The organism is Rhodococcus sp. OK611 (assembly GCF_003050885.1).
In the GTDB taxonomy this organism is placed as follows: Bacteria; Actinomycetota; Actinomycetes; order Mycobacteriales; family Mycobacteriaceae; genus Rhodococcus_G; species Rhodococcus_G oryzae.
In genome coordinates, this window is sequence record NZ_QAOZ01000010.1 from 1 (window position 1) to 24,388 (window position 24,388).

Annotated in this window: 23 protein-coding genes and 5 pseudogenes; 12 read left to right on the plus strand and 16 right to left on the minus strand. The window is 66.3% G+C overall.

The genetic code is table 11. The features are described from left to right. On the plus strand, window positions 1-480 hold a 480-nt coding region (locus tag C8K38_RS13660), incomplete at its 5' end, for an HNH endonuclease signature motif containing protein (protein WP_143548478.1). Between the two features lie 78 nt (window positions 481-558). Here C8K38_RS13660 and C8K38_RS13665 read toward each other — a convergent pair. Next, window positions 559-1,380, minus strand: coding sequence for a thioesterase family protein (locus C8K38_RS13665; protein WP_097212394.1), 822 nt, complete (start codon window positions 1,378-1,380; stop codon window positions 559-561). Between the two features lie 158 nt (window positions 1,381-1,538). Between C8K38_RS13665 and C8K38_RS13670 the strand changes: the two genes are divergently transcribed. Beyond that, a complete protein-coding gene (locus C8K38_RS13670; RefSeq protein ID WP_097212393.1) occupies window positions 1,539-2,168 on the plus strand; it encodes a TetR/AcrR family transcriptional regulator in 630 nt (209 codons plus the stop codon). Window positions 2,169-2,211: 43 nt separating this feature from the next. Then, complete coding sequence (locus C8K38_RS13675) at window positions 2,212-3,189, plus strand: pseudouridine synthase (RefSeq protein ID WP_097212392.1); 978 nt, start codon at window positions 2,212-2,214, stop codon at window positions 3,187-3,189. Between the two features lie 8 nt (window positions 3,190-3,197). Here the strand turns inward: C8K38_RS13675 and C8K38_RS13680 are convergent, their stop codons facing one another. After that, complete coding sequence (locus tag C8K38_RS13680) at window positions 3,198-4,130, minus strand: arabinofuranosidase (protein WP_097212391.1); 933 nt, start codon at window positions 4,128-4,130, stop codon at window positions 3,198-3,200. Between the two features lie 174 nt (window positions 4,131-4,304). Here C8K38_RS13680 and C8K38_RS13685 point away from each other — a divergent pair, with 174 nt between their 5' ends. Continuing rightward, complete coding sequence (locus C8K38_RS13685) at window positions 4,305-4,757, plus strand: hypothetical protein (RefSeq protein ID WP_097212390.1); 453 nt, start codon at window positions 4,305-4,307, stop codon at window positions 4,755-4,757. On the opposite strand, the gene C8K38_RS13690 is transcribed toward C8K38_RS13685, so the two are convergent. Further along, window positions 4,754-4,981, minus strand: coding sequence for a transposase (locus C8K38_RS13690; protein ID WP_179800595.1), 228 nt, complete (start codon window positions 4,979-4,981; stop codon window positions 4,754-4,756). The genes C8K38_RS13685 and C8K38_RS13690 overlap by 4 nt on opposite strands. A 209-nt stretch (window positions 4,982-5,190) precedes the next feature. Continuing rightward, window positions 5,191-5,646 (minus strand): DUF6326 family protein, encoded by a 456-nt coding sequence (locus C8K38_RS13695; protein ID WP_099459053.1) that lies wholly within the window; start codon window positions 5,644-5,646, stop codon window positions 5,191-5,193. Between the two features lie 162 nt (window positions 5,647-5,808). Between C8K38_RS13695 and C8K38_RS13700 the strand changes: the two genes are divergently transcribed. Both C8K38_RS13700 and C8K38_RS13705 read left to right on the plus strand, forming a co-directional pair. Further along, a complete protein-coding gene (locus tag C8K38_RS13700; RefSeq protein WP_097212389.1) occupies window positions 5,809-6,948 on the plus strand; it encodes a sensor histidine kinase in 1,140 nt (379 codons plus the stop codon). Continuing rightward, entirely contained in the window at window positions 6,945-7,601 is a 657-nt protein-coding gene (locus C8K38_RS13705; RefSeq protein WP_072753353.1) for a response regulator, read from the plus strand. The genes C8K38_RS13700 and C8K38_RS13705 overlap by 4 nt, the downstream gene beginning before the upstream one ends. Here C8K38_RS13705 and C8K38_RS13710 read toward each other — a convergent pair. The 3 genes and pseudogenes from C8K38_RS13710 to C8K38_RS13720 form a co-directional block, all read right to left on the minus strand. Further along, window positions 7,598-7,924: pseudogene (locus C8K38_RS13710) on the minus strand (integrase core domain-containing protein); the annotation flags it as partial. The gene C8K38_RS13705 and the pseudogene C8K38_RS13710 overlap by 4 nt on opposite strands. Before the next feature lie 3 nt (window positions 7,925-7,927). Further along, window positions 7,928-9,373: a phytoene desaturase family protein gene (locus tag C8K38_RS13715; RefSeq protein ID WP_097212426.1), complete on the minus strand. Its 1,446-nt coding sequence runs from the start codon at window positions 9,371-9,373 to the stop codon at window positions 7,928-7,930. Between the two features lie 10 nt (window positions 9,374-9,383). Continuing rightward, window positions 9,384-11,096: a DUF3556 domain-containing protein gene (locus C8K38_RS13720; RefSeq protein ID WP_097212387.1), complete on the minus strand. Its 1,713-nt coding sequence runs from the start codon at window positions 11,094-11,096 to the stop codon at window positions 9,384-9,386. A 165-nt stretch (window positions 11,097-11,261) separates the two neighbouring features. Between C8K38_RS13720 and C8K38_RS13725 the strand changes: the two genes are divergently transcribed. After that, entirely contained in the window at window positions 11,262-11,852 is a 591-nt protein-coding gene (locus tag C8K38_RS13725; RefSeq protein WP_097212386.1) for a TetR/AcrR family transcriptional regulator, read from the plus strand. Between the two features lie 688 nt (window positions 11,853-12,540). Further along, window positions 12,541-13,755 (plus strand): DUF6575 domain-containing protein, encoded by a 1,215-nt coding sequence (locus tag C8K38_RS26885; RefSeq protein WP_143548477.1) that lies wholly within the window; start codon window positions 12,541-12,543, stop codon window positions 13,753-13,755. 57 nt (window positions 13,756-13,812) lie between these two features. Here the strand turns inward: C8K38_RS26885 and C8K38_RS13740 are convergent, their stop codons facing one another. Both C8K38_RS13740 and C8K38_RS13745 read right to left on the minus strand, forming a co-directional pair. Next, on the minus strand, window positions 13,813-15,750 hold the full coding sequence (locus C8K38_RS13740) for a site-specific integrase (RefSeq protein ID WP_257017528.1): 1,938 nt from the start codon (window positions 15,748-15,750) through the stop codon (window positions 13,813-13,815). Between the two features lie 273 nt (window positions 15,751-16,023). After that, complete coding sequence (locus C8K38_RS13745) at window positions 16,024-16,332, minus strand: hypothetical protein (RefSeq protein WP_143548476.1); 309 nt, start codon at window positions 16,330-16,332, stop codon at window positions 16,024-16,026. 121 nt (window positions 16,333-16,453) lie between these two features. Here C8K38_RS13745 and C8K38_RS28170 point away from each other — a divergent pair. Next, window positions 16,454-16,603, plus strand: a pseudogene (locus C8K38_RS28170) (pseudouridine synthase); the annotation flags it as partial. A 99-nt stretch (window positions 16,604-16,702) separates the two neighbouring features. Here C8K38_RS28170 and C8K38_RS28175 read toward each other — a convergent pair. Next, a pseudogene (locus tag C8K38_RS28175) lies at window positions 16,703-16,975 on the minus strand (DUF6891 domain-containing protein); the annotation flags it as partial. Next, window positions 16,956-17,261 (minus strand): annotated as a pseudogene (locus C8K38_RS28180) (DUF6891 domain-containing protein); the annotation flags it as partial. The pseudogenes C8K38_RS28175 and C8K38_RS28180, both read right to left, overlap by 20 nt. A gap of 242 nt (window positions 17,262-17,503) precedes the next feature. On the opposite strand from C8K38_RS28180, the pseudogene C8K38_RS13760 reads away from it, so the two are divergent. Next, a pseudogene (locus C8K38_RS13760) lies at window positions 17,504-17,973 on the plus strand (YdeI/OmpD-associated family protein). A 76-nt stretch (window positions 17,974-18,049) separates the two neighbouring features. Here C8K38_RS13760 and C8K38_RS13765 read toward each other — a convergent pair. The 5 genes from C8K38_RS13765 to C8K38_RS13785 all read right to left on the minus strand — a co-directional run bounded on the left by C8K38_RS13765 (window position 18,050) and on the right by C8K38_RS13785 (window position 21,931). Next, window positions 18,050-19,177, minus strand: coding sequence for a hypothetical protein (locus tag C8K38_RS13765; RefSeq protein WP_097212382.1), 1,128 nt, complete (start codon window positions 19,175-19,177; stop codon window positions 18,050-18,052). A gap of 139 nt (window positions 19,178-19,316) precedes the next feature. Beyond that, window positions 19,317-20,396, minus strand: a complete 1,080-nt coding sequence (ychF, locus tag C8K38_RS13770; protein ID WP_072846694.1) for a redox-regulated ATPase YchF — start codon at window positions 20,394-20,396, stop codon at window positions 19,317-19,319. 62 nt (window positions 20,397-20,458) lie between these two features. Then, entirely contained in the window at window positions 20,459-20,884 is a 426-nt protein-coding gene (locus C8K38_RS13775; protein WP_097212381.1) for a CD225/dispanin family protein, read from the minus strand. Window positions 20,885-20,950: 66 nt separating this feature from the next. Further along, window positions 20,951-21,328 (minus strand): hypothetical protein, encoded by a 378-nt coding sequence (locus C8K38_RS13780; protein WP_143548475.1) that lies wholly within the window; start codon window positions 21,326-21,328, stop codon window positions 20,951-20,953. Window positions 21,329-21,352: 24 nt separating this feature from the next. Further along, window positions 21,353-21,931 carry a class I SAM-dependent methyltransferase gene (locus C8K38_RS13785; protein ID WP_097212379.1) on the minus strand — a complete coding sequence of 193 codons (579 nt, stop codon included), beginning with the start codon at window positions 21,929-21,931 and terminating at the stop codon, window positions 21,353-21,355. A 156-nt stretch (window positions 21,932-22,087) separates the two neighbouring features. Between C8K38_RS13785 and C8K38_RS13790 the strand changes: the two genes are divergently transcribed. Both C8K38_RS13790 and C8K38_RS13795 read left to right on the plus strand, forming a co-directional pair. Further along, window positions 22,088-22,654 (plus strand): LysM peptidoglycan-binding domain-containing protein, encoded by a 567-nt coding sequence (locus C8K38_RS13790; protein ID WP_077042527.1) that lies wholly within the window; start codon window positions 22,088-22,090, stop codon window positions 22,652-22,654. 135 nt (window positions 22,655-22,789) lie between these two features. Continuing rightward, entirely contained in the window at window positions 22,790-24,379 is a 1,590-nt protein-coding gene (locus C8K38_RS13795; protein ID WP_097212378.1) for an FMN-binding glutamate synthase family protein, read from the plus strand. Window positions 24,380-24,388: the final 9 nt, after the last annotated feature.

Sequence of the window (24,388 nt, forward strand, 5' to 3'; positions counted from 1 at the left end):
CGCGACCGCCACCGCCACCTTCGGGGGCGACGGCGCGGGCCCGCCTGGATGCCCTGGTTGGGGCCGATCTCCCTCGACCTCGCCGCCCAGATCTCCTGCGACGCCGACATCACCCCCATCGCCATGGACTCCGACGGCAACCCGATCGACGTCGGACGCACCACCCGCCTCATACCCCGCAAGCTTCGCCGCGCCCTCAATGCGAGGGATTGCGGCTGCGCCTTCCCCGGCTGCGGACGACCCGCCGCCTGGACTGAAGGCCACCACATCCAACACTGGTCCAACGGCGGACCCACCAACCTGTCAAACCTGGTACTGCTCTGCCGCTTCCACCACACCACGATCCACCGCGGCGACTGGACCGTGACCATCAGCAAGACCGACGGCCATCCTTGGTTCACCCCACCCACCTGGATCGACCCCAGGCGACAACCCATGCCGGCACACAACCGGCGCAACCAACTCACCTTCGCCGCCTAAAAGGCGAAACCACAGGGCACCGCCCGACCACCCGAATACGGGACGAGTCGGAGCGGTGCCCTATGTCAGTCTCGCGGTCTATGCGGTCTGAACCGCGAGTTCTGGCTGCGGACGGACGGTGAGGATCTGTTGCGCACAGCCGACGGGTCCGCGGACATCGTGCAGGACCGTGCTCGTCAGCCCCTGCCCAGTCGGGCCGAACGTGACCGTGGTGTCGAGCCCGGTCCACCTCCCCTCCGGCTGGCGGTACAGATGGATGGTCAGGTCCAGGTTCGGGAACATCCACTCGGCGGGGTCCCGCCGCACTCCGATGCCGTTCGCGGTGTCGACCAGGGCGAGGAAGGAGGCCAGGTCACCGGCCTGCTCCCCGACCACCAGGTCCACCGACGTCGATGCCCAGACCGTCGCGCGTCCCGCACTCGGTGCACCGACCTGCCGGGTGTCGAGCGAAGCGATATACCCGCCGGGCCACACCGAATCCATCGGCCACAGTGTGGCCGACTCTGGGCTCGGCAGGGTGTCGGGTTCTCCGCCGGCGACGAGCGCGGTGTCGAGATCGGCCAGATACCAGGCCCGGGCTGTGACCACGGCACGGCCCGCGATGACCACGGTTGCCTGGACCAGTTCGATGGTCCGGCCGGGCCGGACGGTCTCGACGTGAACGTCGAACTCCTCCAACGCGATTCGTCCGAGGATGTCGAAGCCGATGCGACTCATCGGCAGCGCGGGGCGACCTTCGCGTAGCCGCATCCTCTCGATCTCGTGGACCACCAATCCGGCCAGCGGACTGAAATGCTGCTCGTCGGCCGCCCACGCGCCGCTCGCATGCGGAGTCGGGACGAACCGATTCTCCGAGACCCGCTCGAAGTAGCCGGCCCCGTGTCCTGTCGCCTCGGTCATCGGACGCACCTTTCACCATTTCTCGACCCTTGGGTCGAACTTTATCCCATCTGGTCGAATTACCGCCTCAATGGTTGATCCTGTTCATTCGGTTGAACCCGATTACCTGCCATTTCGCGGTAGATCGTCCCGACCCAGACTCCCGATATGATCGGGCGATGACTTCGACCGTGGAAGGGGAACCCGCCGCCCAAGCGGGGCGCGCCACCCGCCGTCGCGATCGTCGCAAGGCCGAGATGATCTCCGCGGCGCTCGAGATCCTGTCCAGCAGCGGCTACCAGGGCATGCGATTCGAGGACGTCGCCGAGCGCACCGATATCGCGAAAGCGACTCTGTACCACTACTTCCCGAGCAAGGATGCGCTCGTCGCCGAGGCTCTGGAGAAGCTCACCACCGACGTTCTGACCAGCCTTGGCGGGGCGCTCGAAGCCGCCACGGACCTGTCCGCGACCGACCAGTTGCGCGCCCTGATCGCCGAGCAGTTGCACATCCTCACCGTGCGCTACCCCGAGGTCGGCAAGGTGTTCTCGTTCCCCGCACCGTGGCCGCCGGTCCACAGCGAGGCGATCAAATCGATGCGCATGCGCCACGACCAGCTCTTCCGCAGGGTCGTCGATCTCGGCGTCGCAACCGGTGAGTTCGACTGCCCCGATCCGTCGGTCGCCCTGCACTGCCTGCACGGCATTCTCAACCACGCCTCGATCTGGCTCCGCCCGGACGCCGACCCCGACGGTCAGACCCGCGCCGCCGTCGTCGACGAGGCGATGCGTCTGTTCGCGCGCGCCTGACCTCGCGAAACCCCGCGGCACGTCCGCGCCAGTAGTCGGTGGGATGATGATGCTCGTGCCGATGCCCTCACCGCTGCCCGTCAAGAACGGGGTCGGACCGACGCGGCTGCGCGTCCCGACGTCCGGGCCGTGGGCGACGATCGCCGAGTATGTCATCGCGAGGTTCGACCACCTGGACGCGGACGGACTGTACCGGCGGCTCGACGCCGGCGAGATCGTGGGCACCGACGGCAGTCCGATCGGTCGCGGCACGGCGCTGGGCGCGCACCCGTTCGTCTGGTATTACCGCGATCTGCCGGTGGAGGACCCGGTTCCGTTCCACGAGGAGATCCTGCACGTCGACGACGACCTCGTCGTGATCGACAAGCCGCACTTCCTCCCGACCACCCCGAGCGGGCGGTACCTGCGCGAGTCCGCGCTCGTCCGATTGCGGGTCCGCCTCGACAACCCGGACCTGACGCCGATCCATCGACTCGACCGCGGGACCGCGGGCCTGGTGATGTTCTCGGCCCGCCCCGCGACGCGAGGCGCCTACCAGTCGTTGTTCGAGAAGCGGCTGGTCACGAAGGTCTACGAGGCGGTGTCGGCGCGACCGAACGGCTGGGACCCGGACGCACCGACGCTCGCCGGGCGCGTCGTTCCCGTCGTCTACCGCAACCACATCGAGGCGCGGCGGGGCGAGTTGCGGGCCGTCGTCGACGACTCACGCGAGCCCAACGCCGAGACGGCGGTCGAGATGCGCAGCACCGGCGTGAGCGCCTCCGGACGTGCCGTGCTGCACACGGTCCTGCGTCCGCACACCGGGCGGATGCACCAGTTGCGGATCCACCTGGCGGCGCTCGGCGTCGGGATCCTGGGCGACCGCTTGTACCCCGACCTGCAGCCCGAGGCGCCGGACGACCATTCCCTCCCACTCCAATTGCTCGCGCGGGAACTGGAATTCACCGATCCGCTGTCGGGGATGCCGCGACGGTTCGTCACCCGCCGGACCTTGAGCGAGGCGCCCGTGTCGGGGCGCTGAGCATGCGGTTACGCAGGCTCTCTCATCACGCCGACATGGCGCACCGTCCCGGAAAGGCCTGGAAGCTCTTGCGCGGGCGACCAGGTGTTCAGCCCATCCGTGCTGTCGGAATAGAGGTACTTTCCCTCGGTGTAGGCGTCGAGATATATCCGCCAGGCGTTGTTCGGCAACTGAACCAGGGCTGGGCCCTCCAGCATCGAGCCCCAATTTCCGGCCGGGACGAACGAATAGGGTCCCGTCACCGACGGCGCGACCGCATGCTCGATGACCTTCTTCGTCTCGTTCTTGGTGAAGGCGTGATACATCGATCCCACCTTGACCACGGTGGTATCGATGTGGTCCGCGCCGATGCCGTCGAGCGGAACGGGCAGGCCCCAGATTCGGAGCGACGGATCCAGCGCGGTCATCAGATACGGCACGAATCCGCCGCCGGTCGACATCGACAGGATGACGCTGACGCGCTCGCCGTCCACGAACCATTCGGGTGCCCAGGCCTTGGTGGTGAACGGCGACAGCGACGGTCCGTCGCTGAACCCGGCCGACCCCGAGGAGCCCGGCGGGCTCGCCGAGCCCGTTCCGTCCCCCGTGCCCGGCAGGAACGCGCAGCAGAGCGGGACCGGCCAGGCCCCCAGGAACGTCCAGTTGATGCGGTCACTGCTGCGCGCGAAGCCGATGTTCGCACCGTCGACTGTCGTGTAAGTGAGGTAGTAGAGCCCGTCCGTGTGCCGGAAGATGCTCGGGTCGCGCACCACCCCTGACGGCGGCCGATACGCCGACAGTCGTAGGGGCTGGAAGTGAGTGGCGTCCCCCGACTCGTAGACATCCAGGTCGTGGTCGCTGATGTTACTGAACGTCACCATCGTGTATCGCCAGTCCGGCGGTGCGGCGCCACTGCTCCCAGGGAGCGCGACCAGCAACCCCGCGACAGCGAGCATCACCATCGATATGGCGGAAAAGCCGTTTCGTTTGGTCGGCATCACCTGTGCAGCATCTCTGACAGCAGGCTCACAATGCGTAGCTTTGGCCGCAGGCGCTGCGGATCGTTACCGATGGCGATGTGGTCGGATGCGCCCGCTTCTCGGAGAGGCTGGCGTCTCGATCCCTATGATGCGGGCATGTTCGAGTTCGTACTCTGGGGCTCCACTGGACTCATCGTGGCTGGGCTCCTCGCATTCTGGTGGCGTCAAGATGTCCGAGAACGCAAGGAGGCCGAGCTCTTCAAGCGGTGGGCCAACGCGACCGTGTGGAACAGCGATCCATCGGCGAAGATCGTGGTGATATCTCGGACGGTCGAGAATGTCGCCTCGCTCAGCGACGGCGTCGTGGAGATCGAAGCGATCTTGACCTCAGACTCGCCAGTAGTCGCGGAAGCGGGATGGTATCTCCTCATCACGGGTTGGACGGATGCTCGAGACCGTGCGAAACCAGGCGAACCCATCGCGTTCGGGCCCGCTGAGATCCTCGACTCGTTCCCGCCCCACACGCCAGAGCTCGTAGATCGACTGAGGGGGCGAGGGGATCGACCACCTCGCCTCGCGAGTCGACTGCTCGGGCTCAGGGGACTCTAGGGCGTGTCTCCTACTGCGTTGAGCCAGAGCATGATGGCTCGGAGGACGGCTCCGCCGCGGTATGTGAGGGCGAGATTGTCGTAGCGGGTGGCGAGCCCGCGCCATTGCTTGGTCTCGTTGAAACCGCGCTCGATGACGTTGCGACCCTTGTAGTCCTCGGCGTCGTAGGTGACGGGGCGACCGCCTCGGTAGCCGCGCCGCGTGCGGCGCCCATCTGTACCCACTAATCGGCCCTCACAGCACCTGGACCGCTTCCAAGACTTTGATGCCGTTGCGTTTGCCGGTAGGTGCCTTGGAAGGCCCCTACGCGACGTCCCAGTGGTAGTTGGTGTCCCACCGCCAGGAGGCCCACACCGCGGCACCCGAGGCAGATGGCTCCGAACAGGACTGGGACTGCTCTTGGGTTCACGCTTGCTGTTGGGCGCGAACGGTTTCACGGTCCGGGCTGGTCGCCATGGTCGCCGACGGTGCGGGGCCAGGTCCAGGCGTACCGCACGATGAGGGCGAGAAGGATCAATTCCAGAACGATGCCGAGGCCGTAGAAGTACAGCCAGGACGCGCCCACCGCGTTGAATGCCGTGACGGGGACGTAGAGCGAGGCCACGATGAGGTTCGTGATGCGGTTCGCCCGGGCGGGCAGCGTCATCGACAGCACGACCATGAGGATCGGGATGGCCATGAGGGTCAGCGCCGTGGTCGAAAAGGTCTGGGAGAGGTCGAACTCGAAGACCTTGCCGTCGAGGATGTCTTCGATGACGCCGGGCGTGAAGAAGTTGAGAATGTCCACGTAGGCGTATAGGAACATGAAGCTTGTCCACGTTGCGGCGAGCTTGGCTCTCACCGGGATCCGCTGGTCTTCCAGTGTGGCGGTGGGTTGACCTGTTCTCATCATGGGCTCCGTTGTTGTGGTGAGGATCGGTAGGTCTACGATCGCTGAGCCCGGCGGCGGGCGCCTCGGCCCGGAGGCTGGGGTTCGCCTGGCCGATGGCATGGTCTCTCTCTCGTTCTTTCGGCGGGTACGCCGAGGCGCGCCGACCCCTAGGCTGTAGCCGTGGTCACTGTCCGGCGCTCCATCTGGCATGAGCCGCGGCCTGCTGACGCCCCACCCATCGGTCGGCTCGACTGGCTGCTTGTGGGCGTGTTCGCGGCCGCCGCCTTGGTCGAGGGCATCGCTCGGCCGGGCTTGGCCTGGCGACCACTTGTGACGATGCTCGCCCTGGCGGTGATGCCTGCCCTGCTCTGGCGGCGGGGTCGCCCCCTGATGGCCGCCCTGGTCGGGTGGGGCGTCGCCGGGCTGCTCTCGGTCCTCCAGCTGACTGCGCACGCCGAGGACCTCGGCCTCTACTCCATGATGGCCGTCCTGATCCTGCTCTACTCCCTGGTGCGGTGGGGCTCGGGCCGGGAGATGGTCTTGGGGACGGCGTTCGTGACGGCCGTCGTCGCGCTGGGGATGTACGTCTCCTCCGCGGGCTGGGCCGACGTTTTCGGCGGGAGCGTCCTCTTGCTGTTGTTCGTCGCCCTCGCGGCGGTGTTCCGCTACCGCGCGGACCTCTGGCATCGCCAGCAGCGCGAGATCCGCAATCAGGAGCGCGTGGGGCTGGCTCGCGAGCTGCATGACACCGTGGCCCACCACGTCTCGGCCATCGCGGTGCAGGCGCAGGCCGGTGGCGTGGTTGCCGGCATCGAGCCTGAGAAGGCTGCCGAGATCCTGGCCGCGATCGAGTCTGAAGCGTCGCGAACCCTGGCGGACATGAGATCCATGGTGCGGGTGCTGCGTGAGGAGGAAGCCGTCGCCTACTCACCGCAGCTGGGTGTCGCGGACCTGCCTGCTCTGGCGCGCGCGGACGCGACGCCCACCGTCGAGGTCTCGCTGGACGGTTCGTTAACCCGGCTGGCACGACCCGTGGATGCCGCGCTCTACCGGCTCGCGCAGGAGTCGCTGACCAACGCCGTACGGCACGCCCGGAGCGCGACCCGCGTCGGGATCGACGTACGCCGGGAGGGCGACGCCGTCAGGCTGCGTGTCAGCGACGATGGACAGACCGAGCCGGGGCCGGCCCCGGAGCCTGGGTTCGGCCTGCTGGGCATGGCCGAACGCGCCCAGCTCCTCGGCGGATCGCTCTCCGCGGGGCCGGGGCCCGAGGGTGGCTGGGTGGTCGAGGCCGTGATGCCGGTGGAGGCGATGGCATGAGCATCCGTGTTGTCGTAGCCGACGACCAGGACTTGGTCCGGACCGGGCTGGTGATGATTCTCGGCGCGCAACCCGACCTCGAGGTCGTGGGGGAGGCAGCAGACGGGCTCGCAGCGCTCGACCTGGCGACCCGGCTGCGTCCCGATGTCCTCCTCGTCGACATCCGGATGCCCGGGCTCGACGGCGTCGAGGTGACGCGGCGCCTGGCCGGGCCAGACGTGACGGACCCGATGGCGGTCGTCGTGATCACCACCTTCGACCTCGATGAGTACGTCCTCGGCGCCCTACGCGCCGGCGCCCGCGGCTTCCTGCTCAAAGACGCCGGGCCGGAGCTCCTCGTGCAGGCTATCCACGCGGCGGCCAACGGGGACGCGCTGATCGCCCCCAACGTCACCCGCCGGCTGCTGGCGACCTTCGCCGACCAGGCGCCGGTGGTACCGGTCCAGCCCATCGACCCGCTCACCGAGCGCGAGAAGGAGGTGCTCGCGCTGGTGGCACGGGGCCGGACCAACGCCGAGATCGCCACCGAGCTCTTCGTCGGCCTGAGCACGGTCAAGACCCACGTCGCATCGTTGATGACCAAGCTCGGCGCCCGCAACCGCGTCGAGATCGCGATGTGGGCATACGACACCAGACGCGTGAGAGTCGATTAGTGGGTACAGATTGCAGCGTAGGCCCGTGGGGTTCGGTAGCCCAATGATGAGTGCGGCCGGTCGTGGTTGTACTCCTCCTTCCAGTCGCTGATGGTGACCTTGGCGTGGGTCAGGGACCAGAACAGGTGCATGTTGAGGCGACCGTTGAAGGACTCGATGAAGGGGTTGCGCCACGGCTCCCCGGGTGGGATGAACAGCATCCCGGTCCTCGTGCCAGCCCAGTCGGTCAGCGCAGCAGCGATCATCTCCGGCACGTTGTCCAACCGCAGCACCGCCGTGCCACCACCACGAGTGGCCGTGATCCGGTTCAGTTCAGTGGTAACCCGTCAGTCGGCTCGGCGCCGGAGGGGCTGCACATCGACGCCCAGACTGCGCAACGCGCTGGCGGCAGCGCCTGCCCCGCACATTCCGTGTACGCCCGCACCTGGCGGCGTGGAGGCCGAACACAAGAACATGCCATCGACACCGGTCGCGTACGGGTCGAGCGCGAACCCCGGTCGCCCGACCATCTGGAGCGGCGAGTTCGCCCCTCCCCCGATGTCGCCCCCGACGTAGTTCGCGTTGTGACGCTCGTACTCTGCCGGACTGGTCGCGTGCGCTGCGACGACCCGGCCGCGGAAACCGGGCGCGTACGCCTCGATCTGGTCCAGCACGACCTCCGTCGCGTCCCCGTCGTAGCCGGACGGGACGTGCGCATACGCCCAGATCGGATGCACTTCCTCGACCGACCGGGTCGAGTCGGCCAGGTACTGCTGCCCGACGAGCACGAACGGCCGCTCCGGCATCCGGCCCGCGACGATCGCGGCCTCCGCTGCCGCCACCTCGCCGGCGGTGCCGCCCAGATGGACCGTGCCGGCGTGGCGCGCAGATTCGTTGGTCCACGGGACCCCCTCGCGCACGGCCAGGTCCACCTTGAACGCGGCAGGGCCGAACTTGTAGGACCGGTACCGGCGCTGGCCCCGCCCGCCGAGCCGATCACCCAGGATCTCGGCAACCGCCTGCGGAGTCGTGTCGAACAACGTCACGTCGGCGGCCGGCAGGTCGGCGAACGATCGGACCGGAGCGTTGAACTCGATCTCCCCTCCGCGCTCGCGCAGGAGGGAGACCAGCGCCGAGGTGATCGCCTGCGAGCCGCCCTCGGCGACCGGCCATCCGTGACGATGTCCAGCAGCCACCAACATCACGCCCACCGACGCCGACAGCGGACGGTTCAGCGGCTGGAACATGTGCGCCGCGCACCCCATGAACAGGGCCCGGGCCTGCGGTGTGCGGAAGGCCCTGGCCAGGACGGTTGCCGGGAGTCCGGCCCGGATTCCGAACCTGGCCAGGGCGACCGGATGCCTGGGCACTCGCAGGAGCGGCCCGAGCACCTCGGGGGCGAGGGTGTCGAAGGTGCGCGCGAGGGGCCCGAAGACCCTGCGCCAGGCCTCCGCGTCCACCCCCATCCCGGCGGCCGTGCGATCGACGTCGCCGGCCAGCACACCGGCCGACCCGTCCGCCAGAGGATGGACGAGGTCGATCTCGGGCCACCGCCACCGCAGGCCGTGTTCGGCGAGCGGCAGGGTCGCCAGGTACGGCGAGGCGACCCCGAGCGGGTGCACCGCAGAACAGACGTCGTGCAGCAGTCCGGGCAGCGTCAGTTCACTGGTGCGCGCGCCTCCTCCCGGACTTTCGGCACCTTCCAGCACCGTCACCTTCACTCCGTGCCCGGCCAATCGGACGGCGGCGGCCAGACCGTTGGGGCCGGAACCGACCACGACTGCGGTCCTCACGTTCGCCATGTCAGCGGGCCTGAGGGTTTTCGCTCACCGTCACCGGCATGTCGTCGGCCCACGGTTGCCGGTTGACCATGTCCGCGACCCGAACCGTGCCCCGCTCGAACTCACCGGTGGCGGCGTCCAGCAGCCGGTAGGCCTGGGTCTGCTTGTGGATCGGCTGGGCGTCCAGGACCAGGACCCGCAGTTCACCGGAATCGAAGGCACACAGGCTTTGGAGCGTCTCGACGAGCTGCTCGGAATGCAGGTGACCGTCACCGAAGTTCCAGCCGAGCACGACGCCGGCCACCGTCTCGCCGTCGAGTTCGACGTACTCCGTGGTGGGTTGGTCGGCCAGGAGTCGGGGCAGCAGTGCGGCGTGCGCGCGGCCGTGCGTGTGGATCGCGCGGAACGCGAAGCCGGTGAGCCGCGTGACCCGGGCCTCGTCCTCGCCGCCGTAGATCTTCTCCAGCTGGCGGTGCGGCAGCATCGCGAAGCGGATCGTACCGTCGGTCAGCTTCTGCTCGCCGCTGGGCGAGAGGCACCAGACGGTGGTGTCCCAGTTCCCGGCGTAGTACCGCATCCCGAGCAGGAAGCAGATCCGCTCGGGGAACAGGTTGCCGAGGATCACCAGGAGGAAGCTGACGGCCGGGATCAGCAGGACCGCGGGATGCACGAGGTCGTCGAGCCCCAGGGATGCCTTGTCCACGAACAGCGTCAGCACGGCGAAGATCATGAAGACGTTCCACTCGAGCGGCGTCCCCATCGGGATCGTCACGATGATGTGCAGGTGGAACAGGATCATCACGGTCGCCGCGACCGTCGTGACGGTGCCGCCTCCGGAGAGGATCAGTACGAGCGGGACGCCGAACTCGATCGCGGTTCCGCCGTGGGCGAGCAACTTCGAGAGCCAGGAGGGGCGCAGGTCATCGGGGTACGAGCGGGTGAAGAGGTGCTTGATGCGCTTCGTTCGCCACAGCGGGCTGTTCGCCTCCATCGCCTGCACGACCGACGGGAAGTGCACGTTGAGCTTCGAGACCGCCGCACCCCACCAGATACACAGCAGGACGAACTTGGCGGCCACGATGGAGTCGGGGAACGGGACGAGGAAGGTCACGGCAATCGCGCCGTAGACCTCCGCGCGGGCGGCCAGGAAGATCGTCCGGTCACGCAGTCCTATGACCGCGAGCAGTCCCAGGACGACGGCCACCTTCTGCCAAGGCAGCTGAACCGTCCCGGCAGCGGTCGCGGAGACCAACGCCACCAGCAGCGAGACGAGCAGCGCGGCGTACGCGGCGATGTCTACGACGCCGCGCTTGTCTCCGGAGGTGAGCGGAACTCGCCTCGGCCACGGCGGCATCCGGATGGTTCCACGGCGGAACCAGTAGAGGAACGAACCCAACGGCGGCAGGAAGCGCAGGTTCAGGGGCCCGAATCCGCAGCCCAGGCCGGTGACCTCGAAGAGGATGCACCAGAGCACGACCTTCTGCCACACGACCGGCAGGGCCCACCACTGGCCGACGTCGAGCAGGCCGTCCACGCCGGGTGTGGTCAACGCGAACATTGCCGCGCCGAGAATGAACAGGGCGATCTTCGCGAGGTAGCCGACGTACACCACATCGGGTGTCCCGAAACCTTGTGAGAGGTAGTTCTCCGAGAGGATGCGCATCTGGGTGGGTCGGCGGCCGCGGCGCAACTCGTCCGCGTCGATGTCCGGTTCCACCGGTAGCAGGAATCCCATAGGTCCTCCGTAGCGCTCACCGTTCCGACACGCCGTCGCCTCGGTCGGCGACCGGGCCTCCGCGCGGCCGGTCATGGTGGAGAACGTAGTGCTTTGTAGACACTTTGACACAAGTGTTTACAGAAGAATTCTCCGAACTTTTCGACGCCCTATGATCGAGCGGCAATGAGACCCGACTCCAGCGTCGTGCGCGACCGCATCCTGGACGCCGCCGAACTCTGTCTGGCGCGCGACGGGATCCGCCGCACCACCGTGCGCGCCGTGGCCCAGGAAGCCGATCTCAGCCGCGCCTACCTGTACCGGTTCTTCACCGATAAGGCGACACTGCTCTCGGCGGCACTGATCCGCCGGGGCGCGGACTTCTGGGAGGACGCGGCCGATCGGATCGCGCGACAGGACAGCGTGTCCGGCATGCTGACCGAGGCGGTCGTGCTGTCGAGGCAGAATCCCTTGGGGCCGTTGGCCGTTGAACTGGCCGCCCGGGAACCGCACGAGTACGCCGAGATCATGGGCACCTACTCCCAGGACGTGGTCGCCCAGCTGTCCGACTTCTGGGTGGACCGGCTGCGTGACGCCCAGCAACGCGGCCTGGCCCGAGAGGACCTCGACCTGCCCGGGGCGGCGGAATGGCTGGTCCGGATGCTCGTCTCGCTGGTGGGGACGCCGGGATCAGCAGTCGACGTCGACGATCGGGAGGCCCTGTTGGCCTACCTCCAGACGTTTCTCGGTCCGGTGTTCAGCCCAGCGTCACGCTGAAACACCGACAGACACCCGTGGCCCCACGCAGACGACAGAACCCGCAGGGCTGCGGACGAACTGCTCCGAGCCTCTGCGGGTTCTGCTGCGGACGGGCGGCCTAACAAGCCGTTCGCCTGGGGTTCTACACGTTGAAGCGGAACTTTAGTTCCGCGTGAAATAGTGCTATCTACCTGCGGTGATGCACCTCACAACATCGGCCTTAGCCCTATGGCAGCCCTTTCTTGGGAATCTGCGCGCTCGTCGCGGAATGGGTATGACATGATCACGACCGATATGGACCATCGGGGAGGGACACGTTGACAAGCGAGTGGCCGGACTACTATCCGGCGCAGTGCCCGCCTGCGGATGCACAGCCAGCCATTGGCCACTACTTCCGCCTAGTCGATGCCGCCCCGCCCTCAGGCGAAGACACCATGACTCATGTCGAGCTCCAGAGCATCGGAGCGCGTTATAAGGGCAAGGACTTCGGCGACAAGCAATGTATGGCTTCAGGGTTCAGCGTGTTCGATGAGCTCGCGGCTGCCGAGAGGACCCGCAGGTCCGTGGGACCTCTTAGGAAGAAGAAGATCGCAAAGATCGATGTATCCGGCCCCGGAGCAATCCTGCAGACCGGAAACGATCGGAGCCACCACACATGGTGGAGGCCCATCAATGACAGCGACTGGACCAACTGCTCGGTCGTCGCATGAACTGGCTCCCGCGCGACACCGTACTTGGCCGATTGAGCATCGAAGAGACCTTCGAGGAATACGACGGTCCTCGACTCTTCTCCTGCACATCAGCATCTGGCAATCGTTACGTAGCCGCATGGGCAGAAGAGAGCAACGATCATGACCTATGGCTCTATGTCCCAGTCTCCCCAGAGCGATTCCAGATAGTGCGCTCTGGCGGAATCTCCGTGCGATCCGCGTTCATAAATCCCGAAGATTACGTCTTCCTTGTAAAAACCCATACAGATCCAGAGTTCCGCGACACCATCGAGCGAATTCTGAAGGGACCAGACATCGCAGATGAGTGGCTACCCGATAATCAGTACAGACTGGAACTAAAAACGGATACGGCGCCACGCGCGGTCAGCCCTACCGCCCTTGCTCAACGCGCAAAGCGGGAAATGCGACCAATGCTCCGACTCGAAATAGACCCCCGCACCAGCAAAAGAACTGCCGCACCAACGAGGGCAGTCGGTTCACTCTTGGTCCATGCACAGAACCTACTCGACACTGTCGGGCAGTCCGCCCGCCTGAACGGAAAGGAGGCACCCCTAGCCGGTAGAATCCCAGTCGAATATCAGCTTGAGACCGCGAGCGAAGTCATCGAACTAAGCGCAGCTAGCTTTGTCATCGACCTCGCATCGACAGGCTTCAACAGCCTGTTCGACTCCCCCTTTGAGAAAGCTGCAAACGCGATCGTTCACACCCTCGCCCTCGATGACGAGGACGAGACCTTCAAAGCTCAGATGAAATCCTTCAACACGAGGGCAGCGAAGAGCTTCCGGACTTTCGTACAGCATCTCGACAAGATCGACGGTCCAGTAACTATCGTGTCCGCAAATGAATCAGCCAATTTCACAGCAGCCAACATGTCCACCAACAAGATCAAGCGAATTCTAGCAACGCTAAACTACCTTGCTCCTGACAATTCCGAGCCACCAGTGGAAGCTAGGATGCGGCTATTCCGAGGAGACGTCGACAACCATACCTTTGGCGCCGAAAACCGCGAGACCGGCGAAACCTATAGCGGCTACGTAGACAGTCAGGCACTCCCTGGATTTCTGCAATCACAACTAAACGCTGATTACGATATGGTTGTGGCAGTCACTAGCATCACGGATGATCTGACCAATCAGAAAAAGTTCACCTACCGGCTGATGCAGATTGGCCCACCAGCCGCTAACCCCTGAGTGCTTGCATGTTCGCTCCCAAGGTCGAGAGTCGAGCAAAATAGGTCGCGCGTTGCGTCAGACCCGATCTAGATACTCAGCCACGTCCTCGGCGATCCACGTAAACCGAGCCGCATCATCCCGAGAAACTCGCGATCCCTCATGAACCGCCTCATCCCGTAGCGAGACAAGATCCGCGACAACGCGACGCAGGTCGGGGTCAACCCCAGTCTTGGTCGTGAGGAGCTTCAGCGCCGACATCACCCCCATCCGTCCCGACTTCGTGAAAAGGTCATGCCGGTCTAGTGCCCGCATTGCAGCGTCTTCAACTAACCGGTACGCAACAAGCAGGGTAACGAGCGGCTCGTCATCGGACGCGACGGCCTTAACCGGCGCTCCAACGTCTGTTGCGGGCTCCGATTCGTTCTCGTGCTTCGTCACGATGGCACACTCCGAAAAGGAACCACCGTCGCTCGCAGTGATCTCCTTGACGTCCTGCTCAAGCTTGTCCAGTGCCTGATTGAACTTAAGTGAGACACCCATCCCACTAAGCTCGACCAACTCGGCAAACCGTGCAACCAACTTCGAGGCAAGCTCTCGAATCTGGCGACGCAGTACAACGACAACAGTCACTACGACGACCGGCCACGCCAACGAGCCGACTACTGCCGCAATGAACTCGAGTACTCCCACGGTCCGGGAGCATAGCCTTTTCGGTGCGCTCAACCGGTGATCGCTCGCACATTCGTCGGCTCCGGCCGTGGGGCCGCGAACGCTGCGTCCATCGCGTTGGAGACCGCGTCGCTGGCGTCCTCGTACAGATGCCCGTAGATGTCCATTGTGATCTTGAACGAGCTGTGGCCCAGCTGGGCCTGGGATTGCCTTGGCGGGGACGTTTGCCGCGATCAGCAGCGCCGCGCATGTGTGCCGCAGGTCGTGAAACCGCAACGACTTTGGTAGACCCGCCTTGGCGACGGCCTGCTTCCAGTACCGCAGGTAGAAGTCCCGCCCCCAGCTCATCGGCTCGGTGCCGTAGGCCGCGTCCCTCGTCTCTGGGCCGGGCCACACGTACATCTCGGGGGCGAACGCTCCAGCTGCCGCGCGCTCATGGGCCAGGTCAGCCAGGGCGTCGCGCAACACGGGCGGCATGGGCACCACGCGGGTCTTGCCGTTCTTCGGCGGGACGACGCACCAGTCGCCGCTGGACACGGCGCTGATGGACTCGGCCACGGTGATCCGCCCGCGCAGTAGGTCCACGTTCTCCCATCGCAGGCCGCAGCACTCCCCCGCTCGCATTCCCGTCTGCGCGGCGAACCGCACCAGCAGCGCCAGGGCGGGGTCTTCGCTGACCTCGCCCATCGCCACGGCCAGCCGCTCCACCTGAGCCGCATCCAGGTACGGCGTGCCGGTGGTGTCGCGATGAGCCTTGGGCAAATCGTCGCGGGTGAGGCCGTGCGCAGGGTTGCCCCGCAGGTACCGCGCCCGCACGGCGGCGTCGAGCACCTGTCGCATCACTCGCACCGCGTTGTGGACGGTGCCCGGTGCCAGCGGCTTCCCGACCGGGGTCTTGCCCCCGCGCTCCCGGTACCGTGCGTCTCGTTCCGCCCGACGCGATTCCGCGTTGACGGACTTGTTGTTGTGGCCGACGCGCTTTCCCTCGGTACTCAGCGTCGTAATCCACGCGACCAGATCCAGCGTCGTGATGCTGCCGACTGCCCTGTCGCCGAAGGTGGGATAGATGCGCTGCTCCAGGATGGTCCGATAGGACTGCTCAGTCTTGGGCCGCAGGTTGCGGCTGCCGAGCCACAGCTCAGCGATCTCCTTCACGGTGCGCCGCCCGTCGCTGGGGTCGATGTAGTCGCCCCGGTTCAGGTCGGCGCTAATGTTGTCCAGGTACTTCTTGGCCTCGGTCTTCGTGGCGAAGGTCTTGCTCTTGCGCTTGCCGTCAGCGCCGTACCACCGCGCCTGAAAACGGCCTGCCGTCTGCTCTCGGATCGCGTACCGATTTGCTCCCATACGCCTGCTCCTCTATCCCGTTGCCTCACAATATGTTTCCAGTAGCTAGCCGTCCAAACGTTCAGATCACACGTCACTTGCACTGTCCAACTTGATATTTCACCTGCACGGTTGCGAATCTCTCGTCGGCACGTAGCCCCGTCCTAGCCCTGAAGCCCCCGCGTCAGCAAGGCCGCACAACCTCGACTTCGGATTTGACCCGGCGGCTGGCAGCCGGGCAGGCAACTACCCGGCCAGCCACTTCAAATCGGATGTGGGGACACTCAGGCCGGTCTAATGCCGCCTGCGGCGGCTGGCCACCGGGGCGGGTGGCGGTGCGGTGGCCCGGAGTTGGCTCAACGCCTCCTCGTAGTCCATCAGGCCCCCGCTCGGCTGAGCTGCAGGAGCAAAGGCCGGGGCGGCGCGTTCACAACGCGCGGGCAGCTGAGAAGGTGGGTCCTCCACCACTTCGGCATCGAGGACGTCATCCTCGGCGGCCGCGTTCAGCTCGTCGGCCATCCAATCCGGCGTCGGCGTGGTCTCCACGCCCCGCACCGCGCGGGAGTCGGCGCGGCTACCGCCAGTGACCACGTCCGTGAGCACCCGCTCCCATTCCGGCGTCGGGCCAACCTCTACCGAGACGGCCGTCTTGGCACTGAGGCCTCCGCGGTCCAGGGCGTCTTTGATCGCGGCCGGCTTCACCGCAGGCGGGGCGTCACCGTTGTATCCCGACCTGCTTCCCGAGGCGCCGGACGATCATTCCCTCCCGCTCCAATTGCTCGCGCGGGAACTGGAATTCACCGATCCGCTGTCCGGGATGCCGCGACGGTTCGTCACCCGCCGGACCTTGAGCGAGGCACCGGCGGGGCGCTGAGCGGGCGGCTCGCCGGCATTCGTGAGCAGCACCCGCGTGCCCCAGCTCGCGATTCCATTCCGGCTCGATACCGTGCCGTCGGAGCACCGGGAACATCACGTCGTCGAGCAGGCGCGTCACCTCGGCGCGGTAGATGTCTTCCTTCGCGGCCTCACTGAGCGCGTCGTAGGTGTCCTCGTCGAAGTCCTCCGGAGGAAACGCGCCGTAGCCGACGTAGGTCTGGCCATCCGCCACGAGATTCTCGGTGTCCTGCTGGTGAAAGTAGACGTATCCCATCCAGTGGCGGCTGTCGTCGCGGTCGCCCCCAGATCTCCCCGGACGCACAGGTTCCGCAGTAGGAGAAAGCCGCGCGGGCGACGACGCCGTGAGCATTCAGCTCGTCGAACGCGGCGATCGTCCGGGAGGTGTACGCACCGATCTCTGCCTGCTGCCGCAGCCGAACGGTGCGGAGCGCGTCGAACGCCGCGGCGAGCTGGTCGTCGGTGAGGTCGTAGTCCTCGCCGTAGGTGTCGATGAAGTCGTCGACGTCGTCGCGGCCGGTGACCAGCTGATCCCAGATCTGCTGAGTCAGCTCGGCACGGCCGTCCTCCTCGACAAGGAGGTCGGGAAGAACTGCGTAGGGCGGAATCACGTTGGGGTTGTTCGATACCACGCTCACGGCGCCACCTCCAGATCAGGACGGAACCGAGCGAATCACCCGGCGGCGACGATGGTAGCCACCACCGCCGCCAGAGAGTCAGCATCGCTCCCCCTGCACCGAGTTCTGCGGACGCGTGACAGCCAGCGCTTAGCCTTGACGCTATGGCCAACCCGAACGCCGAACACCTGCATCCCGGATCCCTCGACGAGTGGCATGCGTCGCTGCGCGACAATCACGACGACTCCGACGGCGTCTGACTTGTGTTCTGGCGCAAGGAGTCCGGCAACACACCTCTCGACTACGACCAGGTGGTGCGTGAGGCGCTCTGCTGGGGATGGGTCGACGGCACACCCGGACCATCGACGAACAGCGGCGGGGCATGTGGTTCACCCGACGCGGCCGCAACAGCGCGTGGGCCGCGTCCAACAAGGCGCGCGTGACCGACCTGCTCGCCGAGGGACGGATGCAGCCGGCCGGACAGGCCGTCATCGACGACGCCAAACAGCGCGGTCTGTGGACCCTGCTCGGCGACGCCTAGGCACTCGTCGAGTCACCGGAACTCGCCGCCGCCCTCGACGCCGACCCGCAAGCCCGTGGCCACTGGGACGCATGGCCGCCGAGTGTCCGCAAGTTCGCGCTCAGCCAGATCGCGTTCGCCAAACAACCGGCGACCAAGACCAAACGAATCGCCGGAATCGTCGAGAAGGCCTCCCGGAACGAACGCCCGTGACCGGCTCGGACCTCCCACGCGAGAAGCGTGCACCACGAGCATCCGGCGCCGAGAACATCAGCAGACCCGTGCGTCATCACGAATACCTGGCAGCGAACCAACCTTCCAGATCTGTCGAGTACTTTCGAGCTTTGTAACGTCGAATCCTTTGCATGTCCGAAATATCGAGTTTGTTGCGCAGCAACTCGTTCCCGCTACGGGCCACGATCTCGGCCACCCGACGGGTAAGATCGTCGCGAACGAGTTCCGCGATTGGGAACGCACTGGCGGATACCCGCCCACCTCGCTGGTGCGGAACTGATCCCATCGGTTCGATCATCTCGAGAAACTCACCGAGACGCTTGTCGTCGGTGACAAAGGCAACCGGTTGCGGTACGAACTGACCGAACTCAGGTGCCCACGGCTGCGTTGCCATCCGCGAGTAGGTGAGGTCAAAGCTTGTATTCCAAAGTCGATCCAACGTCTTTTCAAGCCCCGTCTCGTCCTGCAACTTCATGATGCTCAAAGCCATCTGACGCCCCCTCGAGTTCCCGGCCAGCAGAAGAGCGCCGAGCACGATCTCACGTGAACCGCGGCCGTAGAGTTCTCCCGCGAAGCTGTCGAGCTCACCGAACGCCCCCACCGAGTCGCGTTTCTGCAGATAGAGTTGATATGCCTTGAGCACCAAGGCATACGAGGGAACGACAAAGTTCTGCCGCACTGTCCTGAGGTCATCGGAGATGACCTCGTTCACATCCGCCTCACCATCCGACTGGGCAGCTGCGACAGGAGAGACTTCGTTCCCATCCAGCCATGCACGGAGCACTGACCGATCATCACCGAGCAAGCGCAAAGCGTTCAGGCTCCGCCGATGATAGTTCGAGACCTCCCGCACCTCTTCCGTCCGACGCATGGCGCTCTCAGCCGCACCCAGGCCCGGCATTATGCGGACGTTCTCGTCCAAGCGTTCGATCAGATCGGCGATACGTTGCCGGATGGCACTGTCCGTGTACAAGGAGCCCTTTCGGGCGATCGTGTCCAGGTGTCCCGTCACGTTCGCGTCGAGCAGGATGGACTTCACAAGCCCCTCCCGCTGCGAGGGGAAGTAGGAGTACGTCGACACAGAGTTCACCTGTCTTCCAATCGCCATTCCGAAACGCTCCGGCAGCGCCGAGTCGCGCTCGTTCAGCGCGCGATACGTCGACGGGATGGACTGGTCCGTCATGCGAACTGAAACGGCGTGATCGCCTCGGCCAACGCCGGCGGCACACAGATGCCGCCCAGACCGTCGCGACCTCCACCTACCTGTACTGCCCAGGCAGGTTACCTAGCGACCAGGGATACCACGCAGTCCGTTGATGACGCTAGACGTTGAAGCGGAACTCCACCACGTCACCGTCGGCCATCACGTACTCCTTGCCCTCCATGCGCACCTTGCCTGCGGCCTTGGCCGCGGCCATCGAACCCGCCTCGTCCAGGTCGGCGAAGGACACGATCTCTGCCTTGATGAAGCCGCGCTCGAAGTCGGTGTGGATGACGCCTGCCGCCTGCGGGGCGGTGTCGCCCTTGTGGATGGTCCAGGCGCGCGACTCCTTGGGGCCGGCGGTGAGGTAGGTCTGCAGCCCGAGGGTGTGGAAGCCGGTCCGGGCGAGCGCGTGCAGGCCGGGCTCGGACTGACCGATCGAGTCGAGCATCTCCTGGCGGTCCTCCTCGTCCAGCTCGAGCAGCTCCTGCTCGACCTTCGCGTCGAGGAACACCGCGTCCGCGGGGGCGACCGACGCCCGCAACTCGGCGACCTTCGCCTCGTCGGTGAGCACCGCCTCGTCCGCGTTGAAGACGTAAAGGAACGGCTTGGTGGTGAGCAGGCTCAGCTCACGCAGCAGCCCGAAGTCCAGCTTGTCCTTGACGCTGAAGAGGGTCTTGCCCTCGTCGAGGAACGCCTGGGCCTTGACCGCCTCGTCGTGCAGCGGCTTGAGCTCCTTGTTCTTGCGCGCTTCCTTGTCCAGCCGCGGCAGGGCCTTCTCGAGGGTCTGCATGTCGGCGATGACGAGCTCGGTCTCGATCACCTCGATGTCCGAGGCCGGGTCGACGCGGCCGTCGACGTGCACCACGTCGTCATCGGCGAACACACGAACCACCTGGCAGATGGCGTCGGCCTCGCGGATGTTGGCCAGGAACTTGTTGCCAAGGCCTGCACCCTCGGACGCGCCCTTCACGATGCCGGCGATGTCGACGAACGAGACCGTCGCGGGCAGGATCCGCTCGGAGCCGAAGATCTCGGCGAGCCTGACCAGCCGCGGATCGGGCAGCTCGACCATGCCGACGTTGGGCTCGATGGTCGCGAACGGGTAGTTCGCGGCCAGCACGTCATTGTTGGTCAGCGCGTTGAAGAGGGTGGACTTGCCGACGTTGGGCAGTCCGACGATTCCGAGGGTAAGGCTCACGGTCTCCAGAGTCTACGGACCGGGGTGGGCGCCCTGCACACACCGGTCCGTAGACCTGCGGATCAGTACCCGCTGGTGCTGTCCTCGACGCTGCTGATCCCGGCGGCGAAGATCACCGCGAAGAGGATGACGTACAGCACCCCCAGGCCGATAGCCAGCCACAGCGCGATCTGGCCGAGCTGCTTGGTGCGGTCGGAGGCGTACTGGGCACCCTGGTAGTCACCGAGCGCCCACCTCGGGTACACCGAGGACGAGTGGTTGAACGCGGCGAACGCCAGCGGCCAGAAGAAGACGACCGCGGCCACCGCCCAGCCCGCGTTCGACGGCGGCGGCGCGGGCACAGCGCCGGGAACCGGAGGCCCGTACTGGACAGGGGCTTGCATCGGCTGCGGGGCCTGCGCGTGCTGCGGATAGGACGGGTACGCGGGCTGCGGATAAGACGGCGCCGCCGAGGACGTGGGCGCGCTCGCAAGATCGGTCTCGGACATGGTCCCCCCAGAAAGTCAGTCGGATACAGCGCAAGCACCCTATCCGAGCGAGTCGTCGCCCTGTCGTCAGTGCAGGCCCGGACTGCGGGCCTGCACCCATGGCTCAGCGAAGGCGGGCAAAACGAGTAGCCCACGGCCGTGACATGCGGTCTCCCGGCGCTCACAATGAGAAGAGCGCAATCCGAGGGCACCCCGGAACCGCGCGGTGCGCCACGCCGCCACCAGGAGGATCACCATGACCAGAAATTCACTCCGCGCAGCGATAGTGGCCGCGGCCACGGTGCCGGTGATCGCGTTCGGCCCTGCCATCGCCGCCGCCGGACCGGCATCGCCGATCCCCGCGCCCGTCCAGCCCGCATACCTCAACCCACAGCAGGGCCCCTTGGGTGCCGCGCTGACCTGCTCGCCCTTGGCCTTCATTCCGTTCGCCGGGCCAATCGCCATAGCCTGTTGGGTCTGAGGCGGCCGCTACCCTCGCTTGCGCGCGACCGTCACCGCCCACGTCGCGTCCGGCCGCCAGGGCCTCAGATCCCACGTCGCGAAACGCTGCTCGAGCACCAGCCCGGCCGACTCCAGGTCCGCGTCGAAGTCGCGGACCGTGTACCGGTAGTCGGTGGCGAACCCGGTCACCAACACCCCGCCGTCGGCCAGGTGCGCGGCAAACCGTTGCAGCACAGTCCGTTCCGTCCCTGGTTCGAGGAAGATCAGCACGTTCCCGGCCGCGATGATCGCGTCGAACACCTCGCCCGGCAGGTCGAGTTCGGCGAGGTCCGCCCGGTGCACGGTCAGTTCCGGGTGCGTCCGCGCGGCCTCCACCAACACCGGATCCAAGTCGACCGCCGTGACATGGTGACCGCGCCTGGACAATTCGACGCCGACACGCCCGGTGCCACATCCGGCGTCGAGTACCCGCGAACCCGGCGCGATCACGGCATCGACCATCCGGGCCTCCCCGTGCAGATCCACGCCCTGCGCCGCCAACTCCTCGAAACGCCGGATATAGGCGCGTGATTGCTCTTCGTTACGTTCGTTCTCCCAGCGCGTCACATTGTTCAGACTATGTTCAGATCGCCGTTCAGCCCCAGCGAAACTCTTTCGCGCCGCGTACGCTCTGTGAGCACGCCGAGGGCTGGATCATGCGGTCCCCGTGTGGATCAGCACTACAAGCGCTTCACCGACGATCACCTCTGAAAGGGGAACAACGTGGCGGACACCTTGCAGGCCGGTTCGAGCCTCACGGCCGGACAGTCGATCACCTCCAACAACGGCGCCTACGCGCTGACGCTGCAGGACGACGGCAACCTCGTGCTCAGCGAGGGCGGCAACGCTGTGTGGGCCAGCAAGACCAACGGCAAGAGCGCAGTCAAGGCCGACCTGCAGGACGACGGCAACTTCGTGCTGTACACCGAAGGCAACGACGCCGTGTGGGCCTCCGAGACCTCGGGTAACTCCGACGTCAAGCTGGTCGTCCAGGACGACCGCAACGTGGTGCTGTACGCGGGCGACAAGGCCGTCTGGGCCTCGGACACTGCCGTCGAGGTCGTGGCCGAGCCGGAGCCCGAGCCCGCCCCCGTCGCCCCGGCCGCCGCCGAGGCCCCGCCGGCGCCCCCGGCCCCGCGCACTCACACCGTCGCCCCCGGCGACACCCTCTGGGACCTCGCCACCCACTTCTACGGCGACGGCAACCAGTACCAGCGCATCGCCGACGCCAACGGCATCCCGAACCCGGACGCCATCAACGTCGGCCAGGTTCTGACCATCCCGGCGTAGTACACCCGCTCCACCCGACACGGCGGTCCCGGATCTCATTTCCGGGGCCGCCGTGTCGTTTTCGGCGCCCCGCACGCCGGGTGCAACACTCGGTCGACCCGACCGGCAATGGACGTGACACGAAAAGGATGCACCGTGGTGAGATGGCTGATCGTTGCCGGAGTGTGGCTCGCCGGACTCGCGGCACTGGCGCTCGCCCTCGGCATGGGATCCGGATGGCGGGTCGTCATCGCGATTCTCGCCGCCATCCTCGTGGCGCTCGCGGGCCTTGGCACCTGGGATCTGCTCCAGCGCCGGCACAGCATCCTGCGCAACTACCCCATCCTCGGGCACGCCCGGTTCATGCTCGAGAAGATCCGCCCCGAGATCCAGCAGTACTTCATCGAATCATCCACCGATGGAACGCCGTTCGATCGTGAGACCCGCGATCTCGTGTACGAACGCGCCAAGGGCACCAAGGACGACGAGCCCTTCGGCACCGAACGCGACGTACACGCGCCCGGGTACGAGTTCATGGCGCACTCGCTGCGGGCACGGCACGCCCCCGAGGCGACCCCGACGGTGCGGCTCGGCGGGCCCGACTGCACCCAGCCGTACGACATCGCGCTGCTCAACGTCTCCGCGATGAGCTTCGGCTCGCTGTCCGCCAACGCGGTCGAGGCGATGAACGCTGGCGCCGCACGCGGCGGATTCGCCCACGACACCGGCGAGGGTGGCATCAGCCCCTACCACCGCAAGCACGGCGGCGACCTGATCTGGGAGATCGGCTCCGGCTACTTCGGATGTCGCACGGCGGACGGACGATTCGATCCGCAGGTCTTCGCAGGTAAGGCCGTCGACCCCCAGGTCAAGGCGATCTCGATCAAGCTGTCCCAGGGCGCCAAGCCCGGCCTGGGCGGCGTGCTGCCGGGCGCGAAGGTGAGCCAGGAGATCGCCGACACCCGCGGCGTCCCGGTGGGGGTCACCGTGATCTCGCCGCCCGCACACAGCGCCTTCGACACCCCCGCCGGGCTGATCGAGTTCATCACGACGCTGCGTAGCCTCTCCGGAGGCAAGCCCGTCGGGTTCAAGCTCTGTGTTGGCTCGCGCTCGGAGTTCCTCGGCATCTGCAAGGCCATGCTGGAAGCCGGGACCTCGCCGGACTTCATCATCGTGGACGGCTCGGAGGGCGGAACCGGCGCCGCCCCCGTCGAATTCGAGGATCACATGGGCATGCCGCTGACCGAGGGCCTGATGCTCGTGCACAACGCACTGGTCGGCGCGGGCCTGCGTGACCGGATCAGGGTCGGCGCCTCCGGCAAGGTCGCCAGCGGCACCGACATCGTCAAGCGCATCATCCAGGGCGCCGACTTCACCTTGGCGGCCCGAGCGATGATGTTCGCGGTCGGCTGCATCCAGGCCCAGGCCTGCCACACCAACCACTGCCCGGTCGGGGTCGCGACGCAGGACCGCTCCCGTTCGAAGTCGATCGACGTGCCGGACAAGTCGGCCCGGGTGTACCGGTTCCAGAAGTCGACGGTGGCCAGCGCGAAGCAGCTGATCGCCTCGATGGGCCTGGACGGCTTCGACGAGCTGCGGCCGTCCATGCTCAATCGGCGCGTCGACGCGTTCACCACGAAAACCTATGCGGATCTTTATGAGTGGCTGCAGTCGGGCGAGTTGCTCGAGGACCCGCCCGCGGGCTGGCGCAGCGACTGGATCGACGCGGACGCCGCCCGATTCTGACCGCGCGGC

Bases quoted from the DNA above. Each gene is read 5' to 3' on its own strand.
- C8K38_RS13695 (WP_099459053.1), bottom strand. From the start codon at position 5,646: ATGAGAACAGGTCAACCCACCGCCACACTGGAAGACCAGCGGATCCCG.
- C8K38_RS13665 (WP_097212394.1), bottom strand. From the start codon at position 1,380: ATGACCGAGGCGACAGGACACGGGGCCGGCTACTTCGAGCGGGTCTCG.
- C8K38_RS13740 (WP_257017528.1), bottom strand. From the start codon at position 15,750: ATGGGAGCAAATCGGTACGCGATCCGAGAGCAGACGGCAGGCCGTTTT.
- C8K38_RS13725 (WP_097212386.1), top strand. From the start codon at position 11,262: ATGAGACCCGACTCCAGCGTCGTGCGCGACCGCATCCTGGACGCCGCC.
- C8K38_RS13720 (WP_097212387.1), bottom strand. From the start codon at position 11,096: ATGGGATTCCTGCTACCGGTGGAACCGGACATCGACGCGGACGAGTTG.
- C8K38_RS13765 (WP_097212382.1), bottom strand. From the start codon at position 19,177: ATGACGGACCAGTCCATCCCGTCGACGTATCGCGCGCTGAACGAGCGC.
- C8K38_RS26885 (WP_143548477.1), top strand. From the start codon at position 12,541: ATGAACTGGCTCCCGCGCGACACCGTACTTGGCCGATTGAGCATCGAA.
- C8K38_RS13670 (WP_097212393.1), top strand. From the start codon at position 1,539: ATGACTTCGACCGTGGAAGGGGAACCCGCCGCCCAAGCGGGGCGCGCC.
- C8K38_RS13675 (WP_097212392.1), top strand. From the start codon at position 2,212: ATGATGATGCTCGTGCCGATGCCCTCACCGCTGCCCGTCAAGAACGGG.
- C8K38_RS13685 (WP_097212390.1), top strand. From the start codon at position 4,305: ATGTTCGAGTTCGTACTCTGGGGCTCCACTGGACTCATCGTGGCTGGG.
- C8K38_RS13780 (WP_143548475.1), bottom strand. From the start codon at position 21,328: ATGGCGATTGGCCCGGCGAACGGAATGAAGGCCAAGGGCGAGCAGGTC.
- C8K38_RS13705 (WP_072753353.1), top strand. From the start codon at position 6,945: ATGAGCATCCGTGTTGTCGTAGCCGACGACCAGGACTTGGTCCGGACC.
- C8K38_RS13775 (WP_097212381.1), bottom strand. From the start codon at position 20,884: ATGTCCGAGACCGATCTTGCGAGCGCGCCCACGTCCTCGGCGGCGCCG.
- C8K38_RS13680 (WP_097212391.1), bottom strand. From the start codon at position 4,130: ATGGTGATGCTCGCTGTCGCGGGGTTGCTGGTCGCGCTCCCTGGGAGC.